The sequence below is a fragment of the Mesocryomonas fontinalis genome (assembly GCF_055730125.2).
In genome coordinates, this window is sequence record NZ_JBUZWG020000001.1 from 301,490 (window position 1) to 313,063 (window position 11,574).

General features: G+C 65.5%; 11 protein-coding genes. 5 read left to right on the forward strand and 6 right to left on the reverse strand.

All coding sequences use genetic code 11. The annotated features are described in order from the left end of the window. Positions 1-14: 14 nt before the first annotated feature. The gene (gene mntR, locus ACZL02_RS01420; protein ID WP_472938416.1) at positions 15-452 is read right to left on the reverse strand and encodes a manganese-binding transcriptional regulator MntR; all 438 of its coding nucleotides are present in this window, start codon (positions 450-452) and stop codon (positions 15-17) included. A gap of 205 nt (positions 453-657) precedes the next feature. Between mntR and ACZL02_RS01425 the strand changes: the two genes are divergently transcribed. Then, positions 658-1,998, forward strand: coding sequence for an Nramp family divalent metal transporter (locus ACZL02_RS01425; protein ID WP_472938417.1), 1,341 nt, complete (start codon positions 658-660; stop codon positions 1,996-1,998). 34 nt (positions 1,999-2,032) lie between these two features. Here the strand turns inward: ACZL02_RS01425 and ACZL02_RS01430 are convergent, their stop codons facing one another. Beyond that, positions 2,033-3,226 carry a DUF2778 domain-containing protein gene (locus tag ACZL02_RS01430; protein WP_472938418.1) on the reverse strand — a complete coding sequence of 398 codons (1,194 nt, stop codon included), beginning with the start codon at positions 3,224-3,226 and terminating at the stop codon, positions 2,033-2,035. Positions 3,227-3,685: 459 nt separating this feature from the next. On the opposite strand from ACZL02_RS01430, the gene ACZL02_RS01435 reads away from it, so the two are divergent. Beyond that, a complete protein-coding gene (locus ACZL02_RS01435; protein WP_472938419.1) occupies positions 3,686-3,973 on the forward strand; it encodes a hypothetical protein in 288 nt (95 codons plus the stop codon). Positions 3,974-4,084: 111 nt separating this feature from the next. On the opposite strand, the gene ACZL02_RS01440 is transcribed toward ACZL02_RS01435, so the two are convergent. Both ACZL02_RS01440 and ACZL02_RS01445 read right to left on the reverse strand, forming a co-directional pair. Beyond that, positions 4,085-4,309, reverse strand: a complete 225-nt coding sequence (locus ACZL02_RS01440) for a hypothetical protein (protein ID WP_472938420.1) — start codon at positions 4,307-4,309, stop codon at positions 4,085-4,087. A 187-nt stretch (positions 4,310-4,496) separates the two neighbouring features. Further along, a complete protein-coding gene (locus ACZL02_RS01445; protein ID WP_472938421.1) occupies positions 4,497-5,744 on the reverse strand; it encodes an enolase C-terminal domain-like protein in 1,248 nt (415 codons plus the stop codon). A gap of 221 nt (positions 5,745-5,965) precedes the next feature. Between ACZL02_RS01445 and ACZL02_RS01450 the strand changes: the two genes are divergently transcribed. Beyond that, entirely contained in the window at positions 5,966-6,703 is a 738-nt protein-coding gene (locus tag ACZL02_RS01450; RefSeq protein WP_472938422.1) for a GntR family transcriptional regulator, read from the forward strand. Positions 6,704-6,721: 18 nt separating this feature from the next. Here ACZL02_RS01450 and ACZL02_RS01455 read toward each other — a convergent pair whose 3' ends face one another. Continuing rightward, positions 6,722-7,873, reverse strand: coding sequence for a methyltransferase domain-containing protein (locus tag ACZL02_RS01455; protein WP_472938423.1), 1,152 nt, complete (start codon positions 7,871-7,873; stop codon positions 6,722-6,724). Between the two features lie 360 nt (positions 7,874-8,233). Between ACZL02_RS01455 and ACZL02_RS01460 the strand changes: the two genes are divergently transcribed. After that, positions 8,234-9,085, forward strand: coding sequence for an ABC transporter permease (locus tag ACZL02_RS01460; protein ID WP_472938424.1), 852 nt, complete (start codon positions 8,234-8,236; stop codon positions 9,083-9,085). Positions 9,086-9,087: 2 nt separating this feature from the next. Next, positions 9,088-9,849 (forward strand): ABC transporter ATP-binding protein, encoded by a 762-nt coding sequence (locus ACZL02_RS01465; RefSeq protein ID WP_472938425.1) that lies wholly within the window; start codon positions 9,088-9,090, stop codon positions 9,847-9,849. A 124-nt stretch (positions 9,850-9,973) separates the two neighbouring features. Here ACZL02_RS01465 and ACZL02_RS01470 read toward each other — a convergent pair whose 3' ends face one another. Next, positions 9,974-11,044, reverse strand: coding sequence for a glycosyltransferase family 2 protein (locus ACZL02_RS01470; protein WP_472938426.1), 1,071 nt, complete (start codon positions 11,042-11,044; stop codon positions 9,974-9,976). Positions 11,045-11,574: the final 530 nt, after the last annotated feature.

Below are 11,574 nucleotides of genomic sequence, written 5' to 3' on the forward strand. Positions count from 1 at the left end.
GTCAGCCGGCGGGGCTAGCGCCCGAGATGGCGGCGGAAGGCGGCGAGCGTTTCCGGCCCGACATGGTGCTCGATGCCCTCGGCGTCGAGCTCGGCAGCCTCCGGGCTGACGCCGAGCGCAATCAGGAAATCATGGACGAGATGATGGCGGGTGCGGGCCTCGGCGGCGATCGCCTTGCCTTTCTCGGTGAGGAAGATCGCGCGGTACGGCTCGCTCGCCGCCAGACCGTCGCGCACCAACCGCTGCACCGTGCGCGCGACCGTGCCGGGCGAGACGCCGAAGCATTCCGCGAGGTCCGCCGCGCGGGCTTCGCCGTGCCGGACGATAAGATCGTCGATCATCTCGACATAGTCCTCGGCCAGCTCGGACTGGTGCGCCTCGCGAACCCGGGCGAAACGCGCGGCAAGGCGTGTCACGGCGACAGTGCGCACTGGTTCGTCCTCGCCCGCCATCCGTGGTCCTCTCCTGCGTTCCCTGTTCCTGCATAAGCGGACACTGTCCGAGACGCAAAGTTTGTCACTGGACAAACTTTAATGCCGGTGCATAGATTGTCGCCAATGAGCCCCCTTTCCCCCCGGCCGTGGCGTCGTCGTCATGGTTCCGGGCGGGCGAAGGGGGGCAAGCGCTGCTGCGGGCCATGCTGGAAGGATGATCGCCATGACGTCGAATGCCGAGGTTGCCAACCCGAAGGGCTGGCGCCACGATCGCGGCGACGGATCGCTGTCGGACGTCCACCGCAGCGTGAAGATCGACCCGCGGGCGCCGAACTGGCGCAAGGCGGCAAGCTTCCTCGGCCCCGGCTATCTCGTCGCGGTCGGCTACATGGATCCCGGCAACTGGGCGACGTCGATCGCCGGCGGCTCGCGCTTCGGCTACACGCTGCTGGTCGTGGCGCTCGTCTCCAACATCATGGCGATCGTCCTGCAGTCGCTCTGCGCCCGCCTCGCCATCGCCTCGGGCCGAGACCTCGCGCAGGCCTGCCGCGACGCCTATCCCAAACCCGTCACCTACATGCTCTGGGCCATGGCCGAGGTGGCGATCATCGCTACCGACATCGCCGAGGTCATCGGCACGGCGATCGGCCTGAACCTCATCTTCGGCATTCCGCTGGAGATCGGCGTCCTCATCACCGCGGTCGACGTGTTCCTGATCCTCTATCTGCAGAAGGTCGGCTTCCGCTGGGTCGAGGCTCTGATCATCACGCTGCTCGGCGTCATCGCCGTCTGCTTCGCCGTGCAGATCGCGATGGCCGATCCGAACTGGGGCGACGTCATCCGCGGCTTCGCGCCGACGACCGAGATCGTCACCAATCCGGAAATGCTCTATCTCGCGCTCGGCATTCTCGGCGCGACGGTGATGCCGCACAATCTCTATCTGCATTCGGGCATCGTGCAGACGCGCGAGATCGGCACGACGATCCCGGAAAAGCGCCAGGCGTTGAAATACGCGACGATCGACAGCACCGTCGCGCTGATGTTCGCGCTGCTGATCAACGCGGCGATCCTGATCCTGGCGGCGGCGACCTTCTACGCCAGCGGCCGCACCGAGATCGCCGAGATCGGGGAGGCGCACAGCCTGCTCGCGCCGCTGCTCGGCCTTGCCATCGCGCCGACGCTGTTCGGCGTCGCGCTGCTCTGCTGCGGCATCAACTCGACGGTGACGGCGACGATCGCCGGGCAGATCGTCATGGAAGGTTTTCTGCGCATCAAGCTGGCGCCCTGGCTGCGCCGGCTGATCACCCGCGGCATCGCCATCGTGCCGGCGGCCGGCGTCACCATCTGGTACGGCGATTCCGGCACCGGGAAGCTGCTGGTGCTGACGCAGGTGGTGCTGAGCCTGCAGCTCTCCTTCGCCGTCTTCCCGCTGGTGATGTTCACCTCCAACCGCGCCAAGATGGGCGCGCTGGTGGCGCCGCTCTGGCTGGTGATCTCGGCCTTCGCCATCGCGATCGTGATCGCGCTGCTGAACATCAAGCTGCTGGTCGACTTCGTGCTGTAGCGACCGGCGCGCCCGGGGGTGCCGGGCGCGACTGTCAGCTCTTCTTGGAGAACAGGCTGGCGATCAGCGATTTCGGCCGGGCGAGACGCGAGGAGCGCATGCTCGAGACCACCACGAGCCGCTTTACGTCGCCGCGCTTGAAGGCCGAAAGGAAGCGCTTGTAGTCCTTGAAGGAGACGCAGCCGTTGGAATCGCCGCCTTTTCCGAGCATGTAGGTATGCGCGAGCAGGCCGTCGCGGTTGTGGATCCTGCCCTGGCCGCCGATCGGGTTCAGTCGGATCGCCTCGACGCCGTGAAACAGGCTCTCGCGCATCTTCAGATCATAGGTGTGGGGCGGGGTCGGTCCGCGGTTCTTCTGGTGCACCTGGCTCGGATCGTCGCGCATTCTGCCAAGGCCGGAATGCGCCTCGAGCTTCTCGCCATTCGGCAGGTACACCGTCGCTGCCGAGATGTCGTAGATCGCAACGCCGCGGCCGAGGCCCTGCATCGGCGCCGTCTCCTCGACCTCCGGCACGGCCTCGACGCCGGCATCGGGCCGGGCGTAAGCCAGCACGTTCGGGCTCGGCAGTCCGCGGCGACGGGGCGGGATGGGCAGGATCCGCTCGGGGCGTGCCGCCGGCAGCGGGATCGCGGCATCGTCGATCGCCTGCGTCAAAGCGGCGACCGCCGATTCCGGCTTCGGCTCCTGCAGCTGCGTCTCGACATGATCCTCGATGACTTCCGGGCGCAAGGGCGCCTTCACGGCGGCCGAGAGACTGGCGAGGACGACGGGGGACTCGACTGCAAGGGCTGCCACCCGGATCGGGGCCGGCAGAGGAACGGCGACGGGTGCGACGAAGGAGGCTGCCGCCGCGGCGTCGAGGGCGGCGAGGTGCGACAGCGGCAGCGGCGATGTCGGCGCTGCCGGGCGTGGGATCGCCGCCGTCAGGGTCATCAAACGCGCGGTCCTGGCGGCCGCCTCCTGATGATGCGGTCGGGCGGCCGGGTGCGGCGTGACGACGGCGACCTTCGGGGTATGGACGCGCGCCTCCTTGGCCGCCACGGCGACGGACGACGGTGCGACCCATGCGGCTGTCGGCACGGCGGGCGATCGGTGCGGGGCAGGGTTGGCGAGAAGGGCCGCAATGACCGCGCTGCCACCGCCGAACGTGCCGATCAGCACGCAGGAGCGCAGAAGGGACTGCCGGGCGTGGGGCTTGCGGACGGGTTGGGCTGCGTGTCGTGTCATCTGGGGCGCCGGCTTCTGCTCGCGAGAGCGGGATGATGTGCGAGAACCCGCTGGGGAACGCCGGAGCTGACTTCAGTCATCGCACCCTCAGCATGGCTGCTTATGGTTACCAAAGTCCTTTCGCCGCGCGATTTCAGACCGTTGGTGGTTCGGGCCGCCAGCACGCCTTATTGGCAGCGGTCGTCCGATACGCCGATGATGGGATCGAAGAAAGGCGGACGCCGGTCGAAAATGCGGCCGGCAATCGACGCCAAAAGGCGCGCTGCGGCAGGGGGCGGCGACGCGGGGGGCTTGCCCGTCAGTGGCGTCCGCTGCTGTAGCTGGCCGCGCTGCGTGCGATGTCGGTGGGCGAAGAGGCCAGTGCATAGCTGTAGGAGGGAGCGGCATGAGCTTCCCTCAGTTCAGTCCGGTGCAAGCCATTTCTGGCAGGGTCAATGCGGGAACTATGCGGTGGAGCACATGAGCAGCATCGAATCCTTTATCACCCCAGCCACGGCCACTAGAAGACCCGTGTCGATGCTCGACACCAACCAGGATCTGGTGATTGCGCCGGAAGAGCTGGTTCTGCCACGGGAACCGGTCGCTCCCGACACGGCCCAGCAGCGTCGAGTGCTCTCATCCGCCGAGACCTTGACCGATCCAGTCGCGGCCGCCCTTCTCAGCGTGCACGCAGCCGAGGATCCGGCAGCACCGATAGCCGACGCCCGGGCGGCCTACCGCGCCGATGAGCGGTCTGCCACCAACTAGTGCGATTCACGTACGACCGGTCTTATCCAGCAGAGGCTCCGTCCGCGATGACCTGAAGCAGCTTCGGCAGGCCACGCGCGAACGGCTGATGACCCAGCTGGTCCTTCCGGACTAGTCCCGCGGCTTCAGCGGGGTGATGCCGCCTTCGTCATTGTCGGGGATCGCGCCGGCCTCGCTGTCGGCGACCGCGTTGGCAAGCGCCTCGGGATGATAATCCGGGTCGGGTGAGCCCTTGCTGCCGACCAGCGTGTCGGAGGTGCGGGGCATGCCGCCTTCCGCCGGTACCCTGTCGTTCTCGGTGGACGAGTTTCTGGAAAAGATGCGGGGGGTGGCCATGGAATGTCCTTCGTGATGGGGCGGGCTAGGGCGATTTTGAGCCCCGATGTCCCAGTCCGTCGCAAGCCGTTTGGCCGACGTCTCCGAAGCTAACCCCCGAGCGCCGACGGCTGTTCCCTCGGCCCCTCCGTCAGGTTTCCCGCCGCAGTCTGCCCGCTGGCGACCGCGGCCCGCACCGGCTTTTGCGTCAGCCAAGACCGAGGTCGGGGCTCATCGCGACACGGTGGTCGGCGAAATCGGAATTGGGCAGCAGCGGATACCAGCCGGGCCGGCCGGGATCGCGGTCGTAGGGATAGCCGCCGAGCGAGCGGTAGAGCTCGGCATAGGTGCCGAGCTTCTCGCGGTCGAGCGTCACGCCGAGCCCCGGGCCTTCCGGCACCGCGATGGCGCCGTCCCTGTAGACCATCTTGCCGCCGACGATGACGTCGTCCTTCAGGTGGTGATAGTGCGCATCGGCGGTGAAGACGAGGTTCGGCAGGACGGCGCCGAGATGCAGCATGGAGGCCAGCTGGATGCCGAGCTCGCCGGACGAGTGGACGGCGATGCCGAGGCCGAAAGTGTCGCAGATCTGGCCGGCCCGAATGCAGGCGCGGATGCCGCCCCAGAAGGTGGTGTCGAGGAGGATGACGTCGACGGCGGGATCGCGGACGTTGGTCGCCAGTTGCTCGAAGTCGACGACGATGGTGTTCGTGGCCAGCGGGATCGACAGCTTCTCGCGCAGCCGGCGCATGCCGGCGAAGCCCCAGGTCGGATCCTCGAAATAATCGTTGCGCAGGCCCTCGATGGCCTGGCCGAAGCGCAGTGCCTGCTCGACGGACAACGCCGCGTTCGGATCGTAGCGCAGCGTGTCCTCGGGAAATTCCGCGGCGAGGGCCCGGTAGCATTCCAGCTCATAGTCCGGATGAAACACGCCGGCCTTCAGCTTGTGGGCGGTGAAGCCATGCTCCGCCTTCAGCTGGTGGGCGTGCGCCAGCAGCTGCTCGACCGTCCGAACCTCGCCCTCGCCGGTGCGCCGGTCGGGATAGCGGAAGAACAGGTAGCTGGCGAAGCCGACGGTCTCACGAACCCGGCCCCCGAGCAGCTGATAGACGGGCACGCCGAGCTTCTTGCCCATGATGTCGAGGCAAGCAAACTCCAGCGCGGCATGCAGCTGCGTCCGGTTGTTGTAGAGCGAAGCCGTCGGATTGCAGATGGCATAGCGCATGCGGTTGAGGTCGAACGGATCGTGGCCGACGAGGTAGGATTTCAGCCCGGCAAAGGCCAGCGCCGCGCTTTCGCCGCCGCCGCCCATTTCGCCGAGACCGGTGATTCCCTCATCGGTGTCGACCTCGACGATGGTCCGCACGAACCGCCCCCAATGGGTGCCGTTACTGTGCCGCAGCGCCGCCTCGAGCGGGACCGTGATCGTCGTCGCCCTGATGTCGGTAATTTTCACGCCACGCTCCCTGGCTTGCTGTCTCCGGCTGCCATGGTAGCATGGTAGTAGGGGATTGCGTAGCCGTTGCGGACCATCCTGCCGGTGTCGACGGCCCGCATTGACCGCCGCAGCAATCGGCTCGACAGGTTGTCGCCGGCTTCTCCGCGAAAGACGCTTTCCCCTTTCGCCCGCCAATTTTGGGGTTCCTGCGCCATGCCGGACAAGCCGAGGGACTGTCGATGAGGACGAGCACGGGCCAGCAGCCTCCGGAAACGTCAGAGGGTCCGGTCTTGCCGAACTGGGCGAGCGAACCCGTAAATCCAAGGCTTCCGATCGCGCCGCAGATCTACGAGCGGCTGCGACGGTCGATCACCACGCTGGCGATCCTCCCTTCGGAAGCCTTGAGCGAGAAGGATCTCGCCGAGCAACTCAGCGTCAGCCGGACGCCGATCCGCGAGGCATTGATCCGGCTGGCCGACGAGGGGCTGATCGACATCCTTCCGCAGCGCGGCAGCTTCGTCGCGCCGATCCGGCTGGGCGATGTCGAGGAAGCGCAGTTCATCCGCGAGGCGCTCGAGGTCTGCGTCATCCGCCGCCTGGCCGGACGGGCTTCCGCGGCCTTCCTCGACGCCGGCCGGCGAAACCTTGCCGAACAGGCCGGGGCGGTGGCGCGGGGCGACCGCGAGCGGTTTCTCGCGCTCGACGAGGACTTCCACCGGAGCTTTTGCGAAGAGGCCGGTCTTCCCCGCAGCTGGCGCGTGGTGCAGGCGGTGAAACTGCAGATGGACCGGGTGCGCTACCTCAGCCTTCCGGATGACGGGCACCTGCAGCACCTCCACCAGCAGCACACCGCCATTCTGGATGCGGTGGAAGAGGGTGCTGGCGACACCGCCGCCGCCGGCATGACCGCGCATCTCCAGGAGGTCCTCCAGACGGTTCGCCGCCTGAACGAGACCCGGCCAGACCTCTTCCGCTGATGATGCGAGGGCGAGGCCTCAGCGATCGCGTATGAGGAAGGTGGACACGGACCGGAGGGGCTGCGTCACGCGCCAGGAGCGGGAGCGGTGAAGCGCCGCGATGTCGCGGTCCCGCGCATCGAGCTGTCGCGCCAGGTCGTCGCGGGCCGCAAACGAGCCTTGAAGTTCGCTGGTCGCCGCCGCGAGCTGCGACCGCATCTCCGCAAGTTCTGCGTCGCGGCGCGCCGTTTCGTCCCGCGTGCTCGTCAGATCGCCTCCGACGCGCGCCAGCTCTGCCTTCGCGCTCTCGAGCGCAGCCTTCGTGCTCTCGAGTTCTGCCTTTGCGCTTTCGAGCTCCACGAGAAGAGCGGCATGCTGCAGGCTTGAGATCGCCTGCTCGTCGAGGATGGCTTCCATCAGTTCCAGGCGCGAGCGTCTGCCGGGCGTGCTTGTCCGGTCGAGGGACACCAGCATTTCATCGTCGCAGTGCATCTCGCAAATCCGCAGGCCGGTATGCCCGCCTTCGGAGAGATCGTTGAGGATGAGCTCGAAGGAAGCCGGCACGAAGCGCCAGACGTGCACGTCGATATACGTCTGGTCGGTTTCGCCCTTCTTGACGAGGTTGTAGGCAGCGCTGAGCGGCTGGTAGATTTCGCGCTTGTCGCACTGTGCCTTTTGCCAGCCGATCTGTCCGTCCCGCGTGGCGCCATAGGCGGCGGCATCGAACAGCGATCCGGTGCCGGGGCGGGTGCGTCTTTGGCGGTGGGCTTCGAGAACGTCGCCGGTGCTCGTCAGGTTCTGGAAAACGTCGAAACAGGAGCGCTTGTCCGGGACGGCAAGGATCAGCCGGCCGTTCTCCGTCAGCAACTCCTCGCAGTTCGCCAGGAAACCGACGAGATCGGGCGTATGCTCGATGACGTGGCTGGCGATGATGAAATCGTAGCAATGGCGCTTGCCGATAATCTCGGCCATCGGTCGCCCATCGGAGACGTGGTCGACGACCTCGATCCGGGACACGTCGACATTCCGGGTCGTGGCGTATTTGGCGACGAGCGTCGCCTGGTCGGCATAGTCCAGCGTCTCGATGTTGAACCCATCCGCCTTGCGCATCAGGGGATTGTAACTCGGTCCAATCTCGAGGCCGAAACCCGAGACATCGAACATTGAGAGCAGTGTCGTCCGTCTGTCCATATCACCGTCCTGTCGAATGCGAAGAAGAGGCAACCTCCAGAGGCCTTGGCATCCTTTCACCAGTCTGCCGCGCAATGCCAGCCTTGCCGGCCGAAGTCCCCGACAACCGCGCGCGTCGGATGAGTCGCATAATGCACCCTGCAGGTGTCACACGCGCACGATGCGAGAGAGCGATCCGGCGCCGCCCCGTGGCCGCAGCGGGATCGCTGATCACCCACGGGGGCGCAACCGGCCTTCTTCCGCAAGGGAAGCTCTAAAGCGTCGGTTCGACCGTCGCGGCAGGACCGCAAGCGTCGCCTTGCTACCGCCCAAGCGTCGGAGTATCCAGCAGCCCGATATGAACTGGATACCCGTCACATCATGATGACATCCCCGAACATGGTTGCAGACGCTTCCTCGCCGGCCGCCAGCGGCGTTTCGCGATCCGACCGCCTCGTCGCGGCCTATGAGGATATCCGCGATGGTCTGGGGCTCTACGAGCTCTGGCTGTTCCTCGGCTGGCGCGACACCAAGAAGCACTACAGCCGCTCGGTGCTGGGTCCGCTCTGGCTGACGCTTTCCATGGGCATCATGGTCGCTGCGCTCGGCGTCCTCTACTCCACCATCTTCAAGATGGACATCAGCACCTATCTGCCGTTCCTCGCGATCGGCTTCATCATGTGGGGGCTGATCGGCAACTCCATCACGGCGGCCTGCAACGTCTTCTCCAGTGCGGCACCGTCGATCCGGCAGATCAAGCTGCCGTACAGTGTCTACATCTTCCAGTTCGTCTGGATGCAGTTCGTCACCTTCGGGCACAATTTCATCATCTACATCCTCGTGGCGCTGTTCTTTGGAATCTGGCCGACACTGACGACGCTGCTGCTGTTCCCCGCTCTGCTGCTGATCCTCCTCAACTGCGTCTTCGTCGCCATGATCCTCGGGCCGCTCTGCGCGCGGTTCCGCGATATCCCGATGATCATCGCGAGCATCATTCAGGTGACGTTCTTCATGACACCGATCCTGTGGAGTGCCACCCAGATCCCCGAGCGGGCCGTCTTCGTCGGGGCCAATCCGTTCTACCACTTCATCGAGATCGCGCGTGATCCGCTGCTCGGTGGAACGGGCACGCTCGGCAACTGGCTGACCTGCCTCGGGATCACGCTCGGCATGGGCACCGTCGCCTTCCTGTTTTTCGCCCGCTACCGCGCGCGCATCGCCTATTGGGCTTGATCATGGCTTCCATCCAGCTCGACGCCGTCTCGGTCGACATTCCGATCTTCAACATCAGCGACCGGTCGCTGAAGAACAACATCATCTCGGCGGCGACCGGCGGGCAGATCCGTCCGCGCGCCGGTGCGACCGGACGGGCGATCGTGCGGGCCATCGACGCGCTGAGCCTCAATCTGGAGCACGGCGAGCGCCTCGGCCTTCTCGGCCATAACGGCGCCGGTAAGTCGACGCTGCTGCGGGTTCTGGCGGGCATCTATGAGCCGACCAGCGGACGCCTGAAGATCAACGGTTCCGTCGCCTCGATGTTCGATATCGGTTTTGGCTTCGACCCCGACGCGACCGGCTGGGACAACATCGTCCTGCGGGGCATGCTGCTCGGCTATTCCCGGCGCGATATCGACCGGTTGTCGAGCGATATCGGCGAAGCCTCGGGGCTCGGCGAATTCCTGGACATGCCGCTGCGCACCTATTCGACCGGCATGTCGACGCGCCTCGCCTTCGCGGTGTCGACCTCCATCACGCCGGAAATCCTCCTGATCGACGAGGGCATCGGCGCCGGCGACGCGGCTTTTCACGCGCACGCGAAGGAGCGTCTGAAGACGTTCATCGGCGAGGCCGGACTGCTCGTCATGGCCTCGCACTCCAATGGTCTCTTGCGGCAATGGTGCAGCACCGGCCTCTGGATGGAGCATGGCCGCGTGCGGATGCATGGCCCGATCGAAGACGTGATCGGGGCTTACGAGGCATCCGTCGCGCAAGGCTGATCGGTAGCCGGGGCTCCTCCCGGCCGAGACTGTGACGCCGGCGTTTCACACATCGCGCCCCGCCGGCAGACAAGAGCCGTCGCGGCACGTCGCCGCAACGGCCCGCGTTGCCGGACCGGCTTCGCTACCGGAAAGACCGAGCGAGCTGACGGCCGACGTGTCGAGCCCTGCTCATCAGCGGATGAAGCTCGTAGAGACGCTGCCAGCGCGGGCTGGCGATCAGGCGCATGCGCATTCTCGCACGTGCCTTGAACGCCCGCGAAACGCTCGGCGTCGCGCAGACGATGTCGGTGTATTTCTGGGCGATCGAGATGTATTCGTCCCGGTAGACAGCGAATTTGCCGCTGCTCGCACCGACCGCGGCAATCGCCTCGCTGATGAACTGATGGTTGAACCGCGGGATCAGCGCATCGCGCATGTAGAAGCGTTCCTTGACACCATCGTCCGGGAAGGCGGCAACGAGCTTTTCGAAATAGCGCAGGCGCGAGCGCGCCATGCGGATGCCGTAGGACGTGCTTTCCGTGTGGATGCACCAGACGGTGACCGGCTTGGGCGTGAAGTGGTTGGTGAAACCCGCCCGGAAAATGCGCAGGAAGAGGTCGTCGTCCTCATAGCCCATGAACTGCTCGTCGAATCCGCCGACAGCCTCGAAGGCCTTGCGCGATATCAGGGAGGCGGAGGGAAGGACGAACATGTCCCGCGACAACAGTTCGAAAATGTTGACCTTCGGGTTCTTCGAATTGCGGGCGACGATGCTGGTGCGGACGATCTCGCCATTTCCCTCGGCCTCGAACAGTTCGCCGTAGACCCAGCCGAAATGCGGCTCGTTCTCCGGCATGGCGTCCACCAGGCTCTCGATGTGGTTCCGTAGATAGAAGTCGTCCTGGTCGAGGAAGCAGATGTAGTCGGCGCTGCTGGCGGCGACGCCGGCATTGCGGGCCGAGCCTTGTCCGCCATTCTGCTTGTGTAGAACCCGAAACCCCATTTCGGCGGCGATCTCGTCCAGACGCTCGGCCTCCGCCGGGCTCGAGCCATCATCGACGACGATGAATTCCGCCGGCGGGACCGTCTGCTCGAGGACACTCCGCACCGAGCGCTCGATGAAGCCCGAGCCGTTGTAATAGGGAATGACGACGGCGACGCGAATTTTATCCAGACGTTCCTGCCGTTTGTCGGCTTGATAGGCGCTCTGCATTTCTCAGGCTTCCGCTTGTCCAAAGTCCGCACCTCGGCCCTCGGGCGGAGTGCGAACGACAATGTTGGTTGGGCCCAGATTTCTTCGTCGGACATCAAAATCCGCAGGCCGGATCGAATTACAAAAGCATCTTATATCACTAAGAAAGCCATAATGTGCCAGTCCGCCTTCCGAGTAAACTACGTGGCTGTCAACGCGTTTATTCACCCACGCGAAATCTCGTCTCATCCTCCGTTACGCAGCGGAAGAGAGGAGGGAATCCGGCGCAGATACAATGCGTTGACGGTAGACAGGCGTCCGGGACGCATGGCCCTAAAAGCGGTTATTCTCCGTCATTGAAAGGCAGCAAGTCGGTGTCCGAGAATGGCGCGCGCACCGCCAGGCGAGTGTCTGTCTCCGCCGCGGGGGAGGACGTGCAGAACCCCGTGGGCAACGCGCCGCAGTGCCGCCCGCAGAGCGTTGTCTCATGGGGCGCGTCCTGGAAAGGCTGCTGACGCCGTTCAAGTGCCCTCACGGCACCCCTTGGTGCT

What these genes read in the sequence shown, in the direction of transcription:
- ACZL02_RS01450 (WP_472938422.1), top strand. Translation starts at nt 5,966, where the DNA reads ATGAGGACGAGCACGGGCCAGCAGCCTCCGGAAACGTCAGAGGGTCCG.
- ACZL02_RS01425 (WP_472938417.1), top strand. Translation starts at nt 658, where the DNA reads ATGACGTCGAATGCCGAGGTTGCCAACCCGAAGGGCTGGCGCCACGAT.
- ACZL02_RS01430 (WP_472938418.1), bottom strand. Translation starts at nt 3,226, where the DNA reads ATGACACGACACGCAGCCCAACCCGTCCGCAAGCCCCACGCCCGGCAG.
- ACZL02_RS01465 (WP_472938425.1), top strand. Translation starts at nt 9,088, where the DNA reads ATGGCTTCCATCCAGCTCGACGCCGTCTCGGTCGACATTCCGATCTTC.
- mntR (WP_472938416.1), bottom strand. Translation starts at nt 452, where the DNA reads ATGGCGGGCGAGGACGAACCAGTGCGCACTGTCGCCGTGACACGCCTT.
- ACZL02_RS01440 (WP_472938420.1), bottom strand. Translation starts at nt 4,309, where the DNA reads ATGGCCACCCCCCGCATCTTTTCCAGAAACTCGTCCACCGAGAACGAC.
- ACZL02_RS01455 (WP_472938423.1), bottom strand. Translation starts at nt 7,873, where the DNA reads ATGGACAGACGGACGACACTGCTCTCAATGTTCGATGTCTCGGGTTTC.
- ACZL02_RS01460 (WP_472938424.1), top strand. Translation starts at nt 8,234, where the DNA reads ATGATGACATCCCCGAACATGGTTGCAGACGCTTCCTCGCCGGCCGCC.
- ACZL02_RS01435 (WP_472938419.1), top strand. Translation starts at nt 3,686, where the DNA reads ATGAGCAGCATCGAATCCTTTATCACCCCAGCCACGGCCACTAGAAGA.
- ACZL02_RS01470 (WP_472938426.1), bottom strand. Translation starts at nt 11,044, where the DNA reads ATGCAGAGCGCCTATCAAGCCGACAAACGGCAGGAACGTCTGGATAAA.